The organism is Pseudomonas ovata, from assembly GCF_003131185.1.
In the GTDB taxonomy this organism is placed as follows: Bacteria; Pseudomonadota; Gammaproteobacteria; order Pseudomonadales; family Pseudomonadaceae; genus Aquipseudomonas; species Aquipseudomonas ovata.
In genome coordinates, this window is sequence record NZ_QFFU01000004.1 from 167,155 (window position 1) to 182,769 (window position 15,615).

The window sequence follows — 15,615 nt, forward strand, 5'->3', positions numbered from 1 at the left end:
CACAACTCCTGGATCAAAAGGGCGCATCGCCTTGAATGGTGGTGCGGTGCAGGCGACGGCGCAGCTCGGGCGGGCAGCCGGCGGCCAGGTGCATCAGCGAGCGGTTGTCCCAGAACACCATGTCGCCGTCCTGCCAGCGGTGGCGGTAGACGTGATCGTTGCCCACGCTGTGGGCGTTGATCTCGTTGAGGATCTGGCGGCTTTCGTCTTCCGGCAGACCGACGATATGGGTGGTGAAGTTCTCGTTGACGAACAGCGCCTTGCGCCCGGTCTCGGGGTGGGTGCGTACCACCGGGTGCACCACTTCGACCACCTGCGCCAGTTGCTCGGGGGTCAGGGTCGGACGCCAGTTGACGGCGTTATGGCCGTCGCGATAGCGCGCCGTGTAGCTGTGCACCGCCGAGCGGCCTTCGATGGCCTTGCGCAGGTGCGCCGGCAGGGTGTCCCAGGCCAGGTGCATGTCGGCGAACAGGGTGTCGCCGCCTTCACTGGGCAATTCCTGGGCGTAGAGCATCGAACCCAGGCTGGGCAGTTCCTTGTAGGACAGGTCCGAATGCCAGAACTTGCCGGCATCGCCCAGGCCGATGGGCTGGCCGTCTTCGATGATGTTGGACACGATCAGGATTTCGGGGTGATTGGCGAGCAGAAACTGCTTGAGCACATGAATCTGCAACACGCCAAACCGGCGGCTGAAATCGATCTGCTGTTGAGTGGTAATGCGCTGCTCGCGAAAGACCACGACGTGGTGGTCCAGATGCGCCTGGTGCACACGGGCGAAATCGGCGTCGTCGAGGGGCCTGGACAGGTCCAGACCGACGATCTCGGCGCCGACCTTATCGGTGAACGGCCGGACATCGAACGCCTGGGCGGCGGATGAAACGAGGGAGGCTGCGGGCATGAGTACTCCATCTCCAGAAAGCAAAGGACTGAATGGAAGTAACTCTATAGCTATAAGAAACGGATTTTAAATACCAATATTGAATATCGATATAGCGATGGATTTTCGCGGCTGAAGCCGCTCCTACGGTTTTTGCCGGACTCTGTTCAAGGCACGACATAAATCCCGCAGGAGCGACCAACGGTCGCGAAAAGCCAGCCACGTCCGGCATCTTCAGTGCCTGACAGCCTGCATTCGCGACCGCTGGTCGCCCCCACACGGTCCTGCGGCATTCGCGGCCAGGCAGGGGGTCTTTCAGGTCGATCAGAACGCTGGAATCACCGCGCCGTCATACTTCTTGTTGATGAAATCCTTCACTTCCTGGCTGGTCAGGGCCTTGGACAATTTCTGGATCGCGTCGCTGTTGGCGTTGTCGGCGCGGGTCACCAGGTAGTTCACGTACGGCGAATCAGCACCTTCGATGATCAGGGCGTCCTTCTTCGGGCTCAGCTTGGCTTCCAGCGCGTAGTTGGTGTTGATCATGTCCAGGTCGACCTGATCGAGCACGCGCGGCAGCACGGCCGATTCCAGCTCACGGAACTTGAGGTTTTTCGGGTTGGTGGCGATGTCCTTGGGCGTGGACAGCGCGTTGGTCGGGTCTTTAAGAGTGATCAGGCCGCCCTTCTGCAGCAGCAACAGGGCACGGCCGGCATTGCTGCCTTCGTTGGGAATGGCCACGGTGGCGCCATCAGGCAGGTCGGCCAGGCTCTTGTGCTTCTTCGAGTAACCACCGAAGGGTTCGACGTGCACGCCGACACCGGTGGTCAGCGTCGTGCCCTTGCCCTTGTTGAAGCCTTCCAGGTAAGGCTTGGTCTGGAAGAAGTTGGCGTCCAGGCGTTTTTCGGCCAGTTGCACGTTGGGCTGCACGTAGTCGGTGAAGACCTTGATTTCCAGGTCCACGCCTTCCTTGGCCAGGGTCGGCTTGATCAGCTCAAGGATTTCCTGATGCGGCACCGGGGTGGCGCCGACCACCAGTTTTTCACCGGCGTGGGCCAGGCCCACCGAGAATGCAGTCGCCAGGGCAGCCATCAACAACGTCTTTTTCATGCAAGTTCCTTATGGGGTATCGGCAGTGCCGCCGCGAGCCCGCGGCGGCGTGAAACGGACATTACCCGGCTTTGCAGGCCGGGAACATACCCGCTACATAACGGCTCAGGCTCGTTTGAGTGTTGGCAGGTTGAGGTCATCGGCCACGATTTCGTCGCCACGGCTGACCAGCAAGGCAAAATGAATGACGTTTTCCAGTTCCCGCGTATTGCCCGGCCAGTGATGGGCCTGCAAGACCTGCTGCGCCGCGTCGCTGATCAATTGCACCGGCAGGCTCAGGCGCTGGCTGTAGATACCGACGAAGTACTCGGCCAGCGGCAGGATGTTGCCCGGTTGCTCGCGCAGCGCCGGCAAGTCGAGCCGGCCTTCGCTCAGGTAGTGATACAGACGATCATGAAACTTGCCGGCCGCCACCGCCTTGGCCAGGTCAATGCTGGTGGCGGCCACCAGGCGCACGTCCACAGGGCTTGGCTGCTGCGCACCGACCCGGGTGACTTCATGGTTTTCCAGCGCGGCCAGCAGCTTGACCTGGATCGGCAGCGGCAGGTCGCCGATTTCGTCCAGGTACAGGGTGCCGCCGTTGGCCGAGCCGAACCAGCCGGCGCGGCTGCTGGCCGAGCCGCTGTGGGCGCCGGCAGCATAGCCGAACAGCTCGGCATCGGCGTAGGTCGGGCTGATGGCACCGCAGTTGACCGACACGAACAAGCCGCCACGGTCGCTGCCGCGGTGGATATGTCGGGCCAGCAATTCCTTGCCGGTGCCGGTCTCGCCGCGAATCAGGATCGGTAAGGTGCCGGCGGCCAGTTGCTCCATCTCATGGCGCAACTGACGCGAGCGCGGATCAATGAACACCAGCGCCTTGGCGCGAATGCTCAGCGGGCTTTTATCGGCCTCGGGGAAGGTCAGCAAAGGCTGGCCGTGATCGTAAAGACTCATGGAAAACTCCCACCAGGCCCTGTACGGGCGCTGGCGTTGACAAAAGCGGCGAGCCGGCGGCCCGATGGTTGAAAGGCATGGCGCTCAGGCACGACGGCGCGATTGCTGCTCCAGGCGGTTCTGCAAACGGTACAGGTAGGCAAACCCCTGCTCCCAGCGCTGGTGGCCCGACTTGACGTTGATGTGCCCGGCCTGGCTCAGGAAACCGGCTTCGGCACCCCAGTGGCGGGCCATCTCCAGTGCCCGCTGGCTGCTGACGGCCGGATCGTTGTCGGAACTGACGACCTGGGTCGGGAACGGCAACAGGTCGGTGGGAATCGGCGCAAAGTTGCGCAGGGCCGGCGAGCAATTGGGGCGTTCGACATCGGCCGGCGCCACCAGCAGGGCGCCCTGCACCTGACGTAACGATTCAAGCGGCGCCAGTTGTGCCCAGTGCGCGACAGTGATACACCCCAGGCTATGCGCGATCAGAATCACCGGCGAGCTGTGCGCGGCAATCGTGCGCTGCAACTCACCCACCCAGTCTTCACGGCGAGGCTTGAGCCAGTCGGCCTGTTCCACACGGGCGCTGTTTGGCAGGCTATTCTGCCAATGGGTCTGCCAGTGATCGTCAGGCGACCCTTGCCAGCCTGGCACGATCAGATAACGGATCGATTCGTTATGCATGGGGGTCGCCTCCTGAAGGCTTGAGTCCATGCGGCGAGTATAAGGATGCGCGATATATCCGTTAAGGAATAAGAAGCTATTTGTTAATTCCTGTTTTGCATATGCCTTTGTTCTGCCAATGAACGATGCCCATCAAGGAATGTGCCTGCAGCCTGCAATCACCGGTTGCGCTTGCAGACGCTGATAACAGCACCAGGCAATGGATTTGCCCCTGTGGCCTGACCGGCTCGCGATCGGTCATCTCCCCCTCGTCGACAGGAAGTAACACGCCATGCACGAACCCGGCAGCCTCACCCGATGGACCCGCGCCCTGCGCAAGCAACTCGATGCCATGGACCTCGACAGTGCCGGACTGTGCCAGGCCGCCGGCCTCGACCCACACCTGTCGCAGCCGCATGAAGCACCGGGGGCCACGCTGCGCCTTTGGCAACTGGCTGTGCAGGCCAGTGGCGAACCGGCACTGGGCCTGCGGGTCGCACGTTTTGCCAGCCCCACCAGCTTTCATGCCCTGGGCTACACACTGATTGCCAGCGGCTCGCTGCGCGAGGTGTTCGAGCGCATCGTGGGGTATCACCCCATGACCCCCGATGCCTTGCAACTGACCTTCCACAAGGTGGGCGAACGCTACGAATTCAGCTTCGGCGCGCCCAGCGACTACCCGGTGCCCGTGCCGGAGCTGTTCGACGCCTTCGCCGCCATCTACGTGCGCACCTGTCGCAACCGGCTGGGCCGGGGTTATGCGCCGCTGGAAGTGCATTTGCAGCGCCCGGCCCCGGCAGACCCGCAACCCTGGCAGGAGCTGTTCCGGGCGCCGCTATTTTTCTGCGCTGCCCGCAACATGCTGGCCTTTGCCTGCGCGGACTTCGACGGTCATCTGGACGATGCCGCGCCCGGCGAACCTTCGCCGCAGGCCCAGCCGCTGATCTGGGAACCCCGGGTGCGCTGCGCCATCGAGGCGCAATTGCCGGAGGGCGAGCCCAGCGCCGAAAGCATCGCCCAGGCGCTCAACCTGACCCCGCGCAGCCTGCACCGGCACCTGGCCGATGAAGGCTGCCGCTATGACCTGCTGCTCAACCAGTGTCGGGAAAACCTGGCGCTGCTGCACATCAGCGACCCCACGGCTTCGCTGAGTGAAGTCGCCTGGCTGCTGGGCTTTGCCGATGTCGATGGCTTCAGCCGGGCCTTCAAGCGCTGGACCGGCCTGACGCCGGCGCAGTACCGCCAGGAACTGTCAGGCTGAGGTCCGGGCCTGCGCCACCTGGGCCACCTTGCGCAGTTTGTCGACGTCCAGCACTTCGATCAGGTCCGGGTCCAGGCGGATGATCTTGCGCCGCTGCAGATCCTGCAGCATCTCGACCAGCGCTTGCCGCGACAGGCCGACACTGACGCCGGCCTGGATGTCATCCAGCGTCAGCACCCGCCGGGCATTACTCAGCACGCCATAGCCTTCGCCCAATACCAGAATGCGCCAGGCCACCCGGGCACGGTCGGGCAGGCTTTGCAGCGTCTGGCGATTGGGCAGGGACAGGCCGATCTTGTGGCTGAGCAAGGCGGCGAACGCGCTCTTGTATTCAGGGTGCTGCGCGAGCAGCGCGTCGATGACCGGCTGCGAGATGTGCAAGAAGATACTTTGCTGCATGGAGTACGCATCCAGCAGGCGCGGCAGTCCATCGAACAGCGACACTTCGCCAAACCAGTAAGGCGGCCTGACGACCTCGGTCGGCGCCGCCCTGCGCTGCTCTTCGGCGGTGCCCATGCGCACCGCACCTTCCACCAGGGCATACAGGCCACAGGGCGCATCGCCCTTGGCAAACAGCAATTTACCCGGCGTCACCCGCCGCTGCCGTGCGGCTGCCAGCAGCGCGTCCTGCAAGTCGGCCGGCAGATTGGCGAACCAGTATTCACCCAGCAGGCGCGAGCGCCATCCCGTTCCATTCGTCATTATTACTTCCTTGGATTTTTGCACGCGGTGTTTCAGAAGCGGCTAGGGTAAACAAGCCGATCACCCCACAGGGCGACAATGATAATGAAAACGCTGCTCGATCATCTCAGCCAATACGCCGCTTATCACCGGGATTCGCGCAATATCGTGACGCACTTCCTGGGCATTCCCATGATCGTACTGGCGGTGACGATTTTTCTGTCACGTCCTGGCGCCTTGTTCGGTGGGACGTGGCTGTCACCGGCCAGCGCCGTGGCACTGGCGGCCGCGCTGTTCTACTGGCGACTGGATCGCCGGTTCGGGCTGGTGATGGCAGCGCTGCTGGGAATGTGCCTGTGGATCAGCGCCGGGCTGGCGCAGCAGTCGACGGCTACCTGGCTGGGCTGGGGAACGGCGCTGTTCGTGGCGGGCTGGATCATCCAGTTCATCGGCCATTACTACGAAGGCCGCAAACCGGCCTTCATCGACGATGTGACCGGGCTGATCATCGGCCCGCTGTTCGTGGTGGCGGAACTGGCGTTCCTGCTCGGCCTGCGCAAACCGCTGCAACAGGCAATCGAACAGCGGCTGGCGTCGTTGTAAGCCCGCCCCCCCCGGAAGATCGACCAACGGTCGCGGATCCGTGTCCAGGTCATACAATCTTCAATAATGCCCGACCGCATCGCGACCGATGGTCGCTCCTACACGATGGCGGCATGCCCGGAATCCGGCCGGCACCAACCTCCGTAGGAGCGACCAACGGTCGCGAATCCGTGTCCAGGCAACACAATCTACTCAGATCGACGGCACTTTCTGCCAGACCTTGGGCTTGAAGAACAGCACCTCGCCGCGGGCCAGGCCCACCAGGCTGTCGTGGTCCTTGACCACTTCGGCCTCGATCAGCTCGCTCTGCCCTTCGACCTTGAGGGTTACCCGGGTGGTGGCGCCCAGCGGGCGGATGTCGCGCACTTCGGCGGGGTGATGGTTTTCCAGCTCGTGGCGCGACAGCGACACTTCGTGCGGGCGGAACAACAGGTGCTCGTTGCCGTCCAGGCTCAGGCGGTTGGAATCGCCCAGGAAGTGATAGACGAAATCGTTGGCCGGCGACTCATAGACCTCACCCGGCGAGCCGATCTGCTCGATCACGCCCTTGTTCATCACCACGATGCGGTCGGCCACTTCCATGGCCTCTTCCTGGTCGTGGGTCACGAACACCGAGGTCAGGTTGATGTCTTCGTGCAGGCGCGCCAGCCAGCGGCGCAGTTCCTTGCGCACTTTGGCGTCCAGCGCCCCGAACGGCTCGTCGAGCAACAGCACCTTGGGCTCGACCGCCAGGGCGCGGGCCAGGGCGATACGCTGGCGCTGCCCGCCGGACAGTTGCTCGGGATAGCGGTCGGCCAGCCAGTCGAGCTGCACCATGTTGAGCAACTCGTGAACCTTGGCCTTGATCTGGGTTTCGTTCGGGCGCTGATTCTTGGGCTTCATGCGCAGGCCGAAGGCAACGTTGTCGAACACAGTCATGTGGCGGAACAGCGCATAGTGCTGGAACACGAACCCGACATTGCGATCACGCACATCGTGGCCCGACACGTCTTCGCCATGAAACACGATGCTGCCGGTGTCCGGGGTTTCGAGCCCCGCGATGATGCGCAGCAAGGTGGTCTTGCCGCAGCCGGACGGGCCCAGCAGGGCGACCAGTTCGCCGCTGTTGATGTCCAGGTTGATGCTGTTGAGCGCCTTGAAGGCATTGAAGTTCTTGCTGACGTTACGGACTTCGATCGACATGGCTTATTCCTCCGCCGCGTTCTGGCGCAGACGGTTAATGCGCGATTCGCTCCACTGCTTGAGCAGCAGGATGAACAGGGCGATGACCAGCAACAGGCTCGCAACCGCAAAGGCCGCGACGTGGTTGTATTCGTTGTAGAGGATCTCGACGTGCAGCGGCAGGGTGTTGGTCACCCCGCGAATGTGCCCGGACACCACCGACACCGCACCGAACTCACCCATGGCCCGGGCGGTACACAGCACCACGCCATAGATCAGGCCCCACTTGATATTGGGCACGGTGACGTGCCAGAACATCTGCCAGCCATTGGCGCCCAGCAGGCGCGCTGCCTCTTCTTCCTGGGTGCCCTGCTCCTGCATCAGCGGGATCAGTTCACGGGCCACGAAGGGCACGGTGACGAAGATGGTGGCCAGCACGATGCCCGGCAGGGCAAACACGATCTGGATGTCATGGTCCTGCAACCATGGCCCGAAAAAGCCCTGGGCGCCGAACATCAGCACATAGACCAGACCGGCGATGACCGGCGACACCGAGAACGGCAGGTCGATCAGGGTCACCAGGATGCTTTTGCCACGAAACGAGTACTTGCTGACGCACCAGGCGGCGCAGACACCAAAGACCAGGTTCAAGGGCACCGAGATCAGCACGGCGATAACCGTGAGCTTGAGCGCCGACAGCGCATCGGGCTCGAAGATCGCGGAAAAGAACGTGCCCAGGCCATTCTTCAGGCCCTGGGACACCACGATGATCAGCGGCAGGGCCAGGAACAGGAAAAACACCAGCCAGCCCAGGCCGATCAGGATGCGGCGGGCCACAGGGCTGCCACGACGGGCGGCGTTGGCCACGGAGGCGGCGGAAACCGACGAATGGGACATGATCGCGTGCTCCTCAGTTCGGGGTTTCGATGCGCCGCTGCAGCAAGTTGATCAGCAGCAACAGCAGGAAGGAAACCACCAGCATCATCACGCCGATGGCGGTGGCGCCGGTGTAGTCGTACTGGTCGAGCTTGACCATGATCAGCAACGGCAGGATCTCGGTCTTCATCGGCATGTTGCCGGCAATGAAGATCACCGAGCCGTACTCGCCGACGCCACGGGCAAAGGCCAGGGCAAAGCCGGTCAGCCAGGCCGGCAGCAGGGCCGGCATCAGCACATGACGAAACACCTGCAACGGGCGCGCGCCCAGGCAGGCGGCTGCTTCTTCGACTTCACGCGGGATGTCGGCCAGCACCGGCTGCACCGTGCGCACCACGAAGGGCAGGGTCACGAAGGTCAGCGCCAGGGTGATGCCCAGCGGCGTGTAGGCGATCTTGAAGCCCAGGTCGGCGGCGAACTGCCCGACCCAGCCATTGGGCGCATACAGTGCGGTCAGGGCGATACCGGCCACGGCGGTGGGCAGCGCGAACGGCAGGTCGATCATCGCATCGATGACCTTGCGCCCCGGGAAGGTGTAGCGCACCAGCACCCAGGCCAGCAGCGTGCCGATCACGCCGTTGATGATCGCGGCATAGAAGGCGGTGCCGAAGCTCAGCTTGAGGGCTGCGATCACTCGCGGGGCGGTGATGATGGTCCAGAACTGATCCCAGGTCAGCTGGGCGGCATGCACGAACATGGCAGCCAGCGGAATCAGCACAATCAGGCTGAGGTACACCAAGGTGTAGCCCAGCGTCAGCCCGAAGCCGGGTATGACGGGGGAGATACGACGCGACATAAGAATCCCTGGTTTAACTTGCACCAAGCCCGGACATGAGTCCGGGCCGTTTGATCAAACCGAAGACACCGCCCGGTGGAAGGTGTCGGGCGCCCACTTACTGCGCCTTGTAAATCTGATCGAAGACACCGCCGTCGTTGAAGAACTTCGGCTGCGCAGTTTTCCAGCCGCCAAAGTCCTTGTCGATAGTCACCAGCTCAAGTTTCGGGAATTGCTTCTCGTACTTGGCCGCCACGTCGGCGTTGCGCGGGCGGTAGAAGTTCTTCGCGGCGATTTCCTGACCGGCCGGGCTGTACAGGTGCTTGAGGTATTCGGTGGCGATTTCGGTGTTGCCCTTCTTCTCGGCATTCTTGTCGACCACGGCCACCGGTGGCTCGGCGAGGATCGACAGCGAAGGCACGATGATGTCGAACTTGTCGGCGCCGCCGTCTTCCTTGAGCGCCAGGAAGGCTTCGTTTTCCCAGGCCAGCAGCACGTCACCCTGACCGTTGTTGACGAAGGTGATGGTCGAGCCACGGGCGCCGGTGTCCAGGATCGGCACATGCTTGAACAGCTTTTCCACGTACTCCTGGGCCTTGGCTTCGCTGCCGCCGGCCTTGAGGCCATAGGCCCAGGCCGCAAGGAAGTTCCAGCGCGCGCCGCCGCTGGTTTTCGGGTTCGGGGTGATGACCGACACGCCGTCCTTGATCAGGTCGTTCCAGTCCTTGATGCCCTTGGGGTTGCCCTTGCGCACCAGGAACACGATGGTCGAGGTGTACGGCGTGCTGGCGTCCGGCAGGCGGGTCTGCCAGTTCTCGGGCAGGCTCTTGCCCAGCTTGGCGACTTCGTCGATGTCGCCGGCCAGGGCCAGGGTCACCACGTCGGCACGCAGGCCGTCGATCACGGCACGCGCCTGCTTGCCGGAACCACCATGGGACTGCTTGATTTCGACCTTGTCGTCCTTGTGAGTAGACGTCCAGTGCTTGATGAACTCGGCGTTGTATTCCTGATACAGCTCGCGTGTCGGGTCATAGGACACGTTGAGCAACTCATAATCCTTGGCAACAGCGGAACCGGCGAAGACAGCACTGGCGAGCGCGGCCAGGGCAAAGCGACGAATGGACATGAATCAAGCTCCTGGAAAATCCGAATATTGGCGTTGTTGTGCAGGCCTGGCGCGTCGAGGCTGTAAAGGGCTTCGCACGTGGCGTTCTAATAAGTATGAGGAGTCAGGAAATGACACCCTCCGGTTGACCAGTCGGGTTAAGCAGCGGCGGGGACTTTCAGTTCGGCTTGGTGCCGGAGTTTTGCAGACGGAACTTCTCCTTGCGCTCGATCTGGACGACCTGAGCGTTATGCACCGTGATCTCGACGGCGCCGAAGCGCAGATCCCGCAGGGCACTTTGAATTTCCCGCAGGATCGCTGCTTCGTCCTGACCGTCAACGCTACGCAGAGAGGCGCTCATATGGATAACTCCTTGGAAAGTGGCAGAACCCGCCGTCACGACTGGGGGGTAACGGCTTGTGGCGTTAGGGCCATATTAGATAGGCGCAGATATTCTTAAAAAGACTATTTAAGAATGCAGATATAACCAAAAGGCATTTGCGAAAAGAGAAGCCGCCAAGGCGCATTGCGCGCCTGTGTTTGAACCCGGTCAAACACCGTTTCGCACAGCCAATATGGGAACGGCGTAGGAGCCCGCTTGCCGGCGACCGAGTGCGAAGCGCTCGCAAAATCTGCGAAACGCTGCAAATTTACGACTGTAAATCTGTGAAACGCTGCAAATTTACGACTGCTAACGCAGCCGGTCGCGGGCAGAGCGCGCTCCTACGGAACAGGCTATTCGGGCAGGCACCGACCGGTAGGAGCCCGCTTGCCGGCGACCGAGTGCGAAGCGCTCGCAAAATCTCGGAAACGCCACGAATTTACGACTGTAAATCTGCGAAACGCTGCAAATTTACGACTGCTGCGCAGCCGGTCGCGGTGGTCCGGCATTCCGGCAAGCGCGCTCCTACGGAACAGGCTATTCGGGCAGGCACCGACCGGTAGGAGCCCGCTTGCCGGCGACCGAGTGCGAAGCGCTCGCAGAAGTCTGTGAAACGCTGCAAATTTACGACTGTAAATCTGTGAAACGCTGCAAATTTACGACTGCTGCGCAGCCGGTCGCGGTGGTCCGGCATTCCGGCAAGCGCGCTCCTACAGAACAGGCTATTCGCGCAGGCGCGCGCTTGGGGCGCAGGCCCAGTCGATCCGGGCCGCCGGCATCGGCCTGGCAAACCAGTAGCCCTGGCCCAGCTGGCAGCCGTTTTCGAACAGAAAGGCGGCCTGCTCGGCAGTCTCGATGCCCTCGGCCAGCACTTTCATGCCCATGCTGCGGGCCAGCGCGATAATGGCGCAGACAATCGCGATATCGTCTTCATCAGCGGGCAGGCCGGCGACAAAGCCCTGGTCGATCTTGAGCTTCTGCACCGGCATGCGCTTGAGGCGCAGCAAGGAAGAGTAGCCGGTGCCAAAATCATCAATGGCCAGGCTCAGGCCCAGTTCGCGCAGGCGATGCAATTGCTCCAGCGCCTGTTCAGGGTCGTGCATCACGGCGCTTTCGGTGACTTCCAGTTCCAGCAGCGCAGGGTCCAGGCCGGTATCGGCCAGGATGGCCGCGACCTGCAGGTCAAGGTCACCCTGGATGAATCGACGGCTGGAAATGTTCACCGCGACAAAGTCCAGAGCAATGCCCGCCGCCTGCCATTGGCCCATCTGCGTACAGGCCGCGCGCAGCACCCAGTTGTCGATGTCGCCGATCAGCCCGCTCTGCTCGGCGATCGGAATGAACTCGCCCGGCGACACCATGCCGCGCTCGGGGTGCTCCCAGCGCACCAGGGCCTCGACGCCGCGAATACACCGTGTGGTCAGGTCATGCACCGGCTGGTAATACACGCGCAGCTCGTTCTGCTCGATGGCGCGGCGCAACTGACCGGCCAGCTCGACCCGCTGCTGGGCATGGGCGGTGAGTTCTTCGGTGTACAAGGCATAGTTTTCGCGCCCGCCACGCTTGGCCTTGAACAGGGCCGCGTCGGCATTGCGCAGCAACTGTTCAGCCGACAGCGCATCGTTGGGAAACAGGCTGATACCGATGCTGACGGTGATGAACAACGCCTGGTCTTCGATCAGGAAGGGCGCCTTGAAGGCTTCGAGCACTTGCTGCGCCAGGTTGGCGGTCATGGCCATCTGCGGGCAATCCTTGACCAGCAGGGCGAATTCGTCGCCGCCCATGCGCGCCAGGGTTAGTTCGGCCCCGAACAGCCCGACCAGGCGTTCGGCCACCGACTTGAGCACCAGGTCGCCCAGGCTGTGGCCCAGGCTGTCATTGATATGTTTGAAGTGATCAAGGTCCAGCAGCAGGATGGCGCAATGACGCCGGTTCGCCCGCGCCGCCGCCACCGCTTCGGTAGTGCGCTCGGTAAACAGCAGGCGATTGGGCAGGCCGGTCAGTGCATCGAAGTGCGCCAGTTGCACACGCTCGTGCTCGGAACGCTTGATCGCCGACAGGTCGGAAAACACCGCGACAAAATGCCGGACCTGGCCATGGGCGTCCTTGATGCCGCGTATGCTCTGCCACTGCGGGTAGACCTCGCCGCTCTTGCGGCGATTCCAGATTTCGCCGTTCCACTGGCCGTCGGCCTCGATGGCCTGGTACATCTGCCCATAGAAATCGGCGTCGTGCCGGCCGGACTTGAACTTGCTGGGGTTGTGGCCCAGCACTTCATCGGGCTGATAGCCGGTGATGTCCACGAACGCACGATTGACGTGTACGATCTGCGCCTTGTCGTTGGTGACCAGCACGCCTTCGCGGGTGCTGTCGAACACCGCCGAGGCCAGGCGCAGGCGATCATGGTCTTCGCGGTGCTGACGCAGCAGGTGGGTGCCCCCCAGCCAGCCCAGCAGATGCCGGCGGGCCATGAACAGCGTCAAGGTGCTCAGCGCCACCCACAGGTAACCACTCGTCTGTTGGTAGTCGCCAAGCCGGACCGGGTCGTGCACCCAGGACGGCAACAGGGAGCGGCTTGCCAACCACCACATAAAGGTCAGCCAGCCATAGAAAACGGCGGCCCCCAGCGCTTTTCGCGTCACATCCGTCATAAGAAAACACACATCCCTACGTAAGCCGGGGATTATAAGACAAGAAACATCCAGAGACGCTTCTCTGCGCCGGCATCTGGTTTTCCATGGTGGCTCAGAGATAATGCCCGCTGTTCAGTGTTCACCCACCCGCCACCTGTGAGGGCCCAGCAGCCTATGTGGTACAACGGTTTACTCGATTTGTCCGTCTGGCAACTGATTGCCGTCACCCTGGTCATGACGCACGTGACCATTATCGGCGTGACGGTCTATCTGCACCGCTATTCGGCCCACCGCTCCCTGGAGCTCAATGCGGGCCTGAAACACTTCTTCCGCTTCTGGCTGTGGCTGACCACGGCGCAGAACACCCGCGAGTGGACCGCCATCCACCGCAAGCACCACGCTAAATGTGAAACCGTCGACGACCCGCACAGCCCGGTGATCAAGGGCCTGTCGACCGTGCTGCGCAAGGGCGCCGAGCTGTACCGCGCCGAAGCCGGCAACCCCGATACGCTGCGCATCTATGGCAAGCACTGCCCCGAAGACTGGATCGAGCGCAACCTGTATTCGCGCTACAAGCTGTTGGGCATCGCGCTGATGGCCGTCATCGACCTGGCGCTGTTCGGGGTACTGGGCATCACCGTCTGGGCCATCCAGATGATGTGGATTCCGTTCTGGGCCGCCGGTGTGGTCAACGGCCTGGGCCATGCGGTGGGCTACCGCAACTTCGAATGCAAGGACGCGGCCACCAACCTGGTGCCGTGGGGCATCATCATTGGCGGCGAAGAGCTGCATAACAATCACCACACCTACCCCAACTCGGCCAAGCTGTCGGTCAAGCCATGGGAGTTCGACATGGGCTGGGCCTGGATCAAGGTCTTCAGCGCCCTGCGCCTGGCCAAGGTGCAGCGTGTGGCGCCCATTGCCCACCGGGTCGAAGGCAAGCGACACCTGGACATGGACACCGCCATGGCGATCCTCAACAACCGCTTCCAGATCATGGCCCAGTACCGCAAGCAGGTGATCGGCCCGCTGGTGACCCAGGAGCTGACCCGTGTCGATGTCTCGGTGCGTCACCAGTTCCACCGCGCCAAGCGCCTGTTGTCGCGTGAAACCAGCCTGCTCGACGACAAGCACCAGGTGCGCATCCAGACCATGCTGGAGCACAGCCAGGCCCTGAAAGTGATCTACGAAAAGCGCCTGGCCCTGCAGCAGATCTGGCTCAAGACCAGCAGCAACAGCCACGACATGCTGGCGGCCATCAAGGACTGGGTACACGAGGCCGAGACCAGTGGCATCCAGTCGTTGCGTGACTTTGCCGACCAGCTCAAGACCTACTCGCTGCGCCCCTCCTACGCCTGACGCCGTTGATCGGTGCGCCCCATGATGGCGCACCGACATCGGAACTTCCTGGCGAAACTTTGCTCAGACCTTTTATCCATTGCCCTACAAACCACGTAGCGGCGCGAGCGATTTCGCGCCGTTCGAGAAGCCGCGTCCATGGAAAAAACGTCCACTGCTGCGCCCCCGGTGCAGCATCGAGAGCCGCCTGATCACCCGCCTGTCGCTGCCGAAACCCTGCTCGCCCTCATGCACGCCCAGGCCGAAGTCGCCCGCCTGAGCGAACGCGAGCACTTGTTCAGCTCATTGCTGGTGAGCGTCAACGCCGTGCTGTGGGCCTTCGACTGGGGTCGCCAGCAGATGATCTACGTCAGCCCTGCCTACGAGCGTATCTTTGGCCGCTCGGTGGGCCTGGTGCTGGCCGATTACGGACAGTGGCGCGACAGCATCTACCCGGACGACCTGCACTATGCCGAGCGCAGCCTCAGCGAGGTGATCGACAAGGGCGCGGTCGAGGACCGCGAGTACCGCATCATCCGCGCCGACGGTGAAGTACGCTGGCTCAGCGACAAATGCTTTGTCAGCCACCGCACCGACCCGGGCCAGCGCCTGGTGGTGGTCGGCATCGCCGAGGACATCACCGAAAAGAAGCACCTGGAAGACGAATTGCAGCGCCTGGCCACCACCGACGTGCTGACCCAGAGCAGCAACCGCCGGCATTTCTTCGACTGCGCCCAACGCGAATTCGAGCTGGCCCGCCTGCAAGGCACGCCGCTGTCGTTCCTGTTGCTGGACATTGATGACTTCAAGAAAATCAACGACACCTTCGGGCATCAGGTCGGTGATGGCGTGTTGCAGCGCATTGCCGAAAGCGGTCGCACCACCCTGCGACGCGGCGACCTGTTCGGCCGGATCGGCGGTGAAGAGTTCGCCGCCATCTTCCCCGGCTGCGCCTCGGCCATGGCCTTGCAGATTGCCGAACGCCTGCAGCGGGAAATCCAGCGCCAGCATTTCCAGAGCGACCAGCAGAGCTTCGGCATCACCGCCAGCCAGGGCCTGACCAGCCTGACCGACGACGACCCGACCCTGGAAGCCCTCTACGCGCGCGCCGACGCGGCCATGTACCAGGCCAAACGGCAGGGCAAGAACCAGATTGTGGTGGGGTAGGCAAACGG

The 15,615-nt window shown here is 62.6% G+C and carries 14 protein-coding genes and 1 pseudogene; 4 read left to right on the plus strand and 11 right to left on the minus strand.

The window, feature by feature from the left end; genetic code table 11:
- Positions 1 to 13: 13 nt before the first annotated feature.
- The 4 genes and pseudogenes from DGA31_RS07735 to DGA31_RS07750 all read right to left on the minus strand — a co-directional run bounded on the left by DGA31_RS07735 (position 14) and on the right by DGA31_RS07750 (position 3,586).
- The gene (locus tag DGA31_RS07735) at positions 14 to 898 is read right to left on the minus strand and encodes a TauD/TfdA dioxygenase family protein (protein WP_109512136.1); all 885 of its coding nucleotides are present in this window, start codon (positions 896 to 898) and stop codon (positions 14 to 16) included.
- Positions 899 to 1,201: 303 nt separating this feature from the next.
- Positions 1,202 to 1,984 (minus strand): MetQ/NlpA family ABC transporter substrate-binding protein, encoded by a 783-nt coding sequence (locus tag DGA31_RS07740; RefSeq protein ID WP_056841259.1) that lies wholly within the window; start codon positions 1,982 to 1,984, stop codon positions 1,202 to 1,204.
- A gap of 117 nt (positions 1,985 to 2,101) precedes the next feature.
- Positions 2,102 to 2,920: pseudogene (locus DGA31_RS07745) on the minus strand (sigma 54-interacting transcriptional regulator); the annotation flags it as partial.
- An 84-nt stretch (positions 2,921 to 3,004) separates the two neighbouring features.
- Positions 3,005 to 3,586: an alpha/beta hydrolase gene (locus DGA31_RS07750; protein ID WP_056841258.1), complete on the minus strand. Its 582-nt coding sequence runs from the start codon at positions 3,584 to 3,586 to the stop codon at positions 3,005 to 3,007.
- 271 nt (positions 3,587 to 3,857) lie between these two features.
- Here DGA31_RS07750 and DGA31_RS07755 point away from each other — a divergent pair, with 271 nt between their 5' ends.
- On the plus strand, positions 3,858 to 4,826 hold the full coding sequence (locus DGA31_RS07755; protein ID WP_109512137.1) for an AraC family transcriptional regulator: 969 nt from the start codon (positions 3,858 to 3,860) through the stop codon (positions 4,824 to 4,826).
- Here the strand turns inward: DGA31_RS07755 and DGA31_RS07760 are convergent.
- Positions 4,818 to 5,528, minus strand: a complete 711-nt coding sequence (locus DGA31_RS07760; RefSeq protein WP_109512138.1) for a Crp/Fnr family transcriptional regulator — start codon at positions 5,526 to 5,528, stop codon at positions 4,818 to 4,820. The two genes, DGA31_RS07755 and DGA31_RS07760, sit on opposite strands and share 9 nt — an antisense overlap.
- A gap of 84 nt (positions 5,529 to 5,612) precedes the next feature.
- Here DGA31_RS07760 and DGA31_RS07765 point away from each other — a divergent pair, with 84 nt between their 5' ends.
- Positions 5,613 to 6,110, plus strand: coding sequence for an Mpo1 family 2-hydroxy fatty acid dioxygenase (locus DGA31_RS07765; protein WP_109512139.1), 498 nt, complete (start codon positions 5,613 to 5,615; stop codon positions 6,108 to 6,110).
- A 192-nt stretch (positions 6,111 to 6,302) separates the two neighbouring features.
- On the opposite strand, the gene DGA31_RS07770 is transcribed toward DGA31_RS07765, so the two are convergent.
- The 6 genes from DGA31_RS07770 to dibA form a co-directional block, all read right to left on the minus strand.
- Positions 6,303 to 7,292, minus strand: a complete 990-nt coding sequence (locus DGA31_RS07770) for a sulfate/molybdate ABC transporter ATP-binding protein (RefSeq protein ID WP_109512140.1) — start codon at positions 7,290 to 7,292, stop codon at positions 6,303 to 6,305.
- A 3-nt stretch (positions 7,293 to 7,295) separates the two neighbouring features.
- Entirely contained in the window at positions 7,296 to 8,168 is an 873-nt protein-coding gene (gene cysW, locus DGA31_RS07775; protein WP_109512141.1) for a sulfate ABC transporter permease subunit CysW, read from the minus strand.
- Positions 8,169 to 8,181: 13 nt separating this feature from the next.
- A complete protein-coding gene (gene cysT / locus DGA31_RS07780; RefSeq protein WP_056841252.1) occupies positions 8,182 to 9,003 on the minus strand; it encodes a sulfate ABC transporter permease subunit CysT in 822 nt (273 codons plus the stop codon).
- 97 nt (positions 9,004 to 9,100) lie between these two features.
- On the minus strand, positions 9,101 to 10,108 hold the full coding sequence (locus DGA31_RS07785) for a sulfate ABC transporter substrate-binding protein (RefSeq protein ID WP_109512142.1): 1,008 nt from the start codon (positions 10,106 to 10,108) through the stop codon (positions 9,101 to 9,103).
- Between the two features lie 157 nt (positions 10,109 to 10,265).
- The gene (gene oscA / locus DGA31_RS07790) at positions 10,266 to 10,448 is read right to left on the minus strand and encodes a sulfur starvation response protein OscA (RefSeq protein ID WP_056841250.1); all 183 of its coding nucleotides are present in this window, start codon (positions 10,446 to 10,448) and stop codon (positions 10,266 to 10,268) included.
- A gap of 743 nt (positions 10,449 to 11,191) precedes the next feature.
- Complete coding sequence (dibA, locus tag DGA31_RS07795) at positions 11,192 to 13,120, minus strand: phosphodiesterase DibA (protein ID WP_109512143.1); 1,929 nt, start codon at positions 13,118 to 13,120, stop codon at positions 11,192 to 11,194.
- A gap of 156 nt (positions 13,121 to 13,276) precedes the next feature.
- On the opposite strand from dibA, the gene desA reads away from it, so the two are divergent.
- A complete protein-coding gene (gene desA, locus DGA31_RS07800) occupies positions 13,277 to 14,461 on the plus strand; it encodes a delta-9 fatty acid desaturase DesA (protein WP_109512144.1) in 1,185 nt (394 codons plus the stop codon).
- Positions 14,462 to 14,599: 138 nt separating this feature from the next.
- Complete coding sequence (locus tag DGA31_RS07805; RefSeq protein WP_109512145.1) at positions 14,600 to 15,607, plus strand: GGDEF domain-containing protein; 1,008 nt, start codon at positions 14,600 to 14,602, stop codon at positions 15,605 to 15,607.
- Positions 15,608 to 15,615 lie beyond the last annotated feature (8 nt).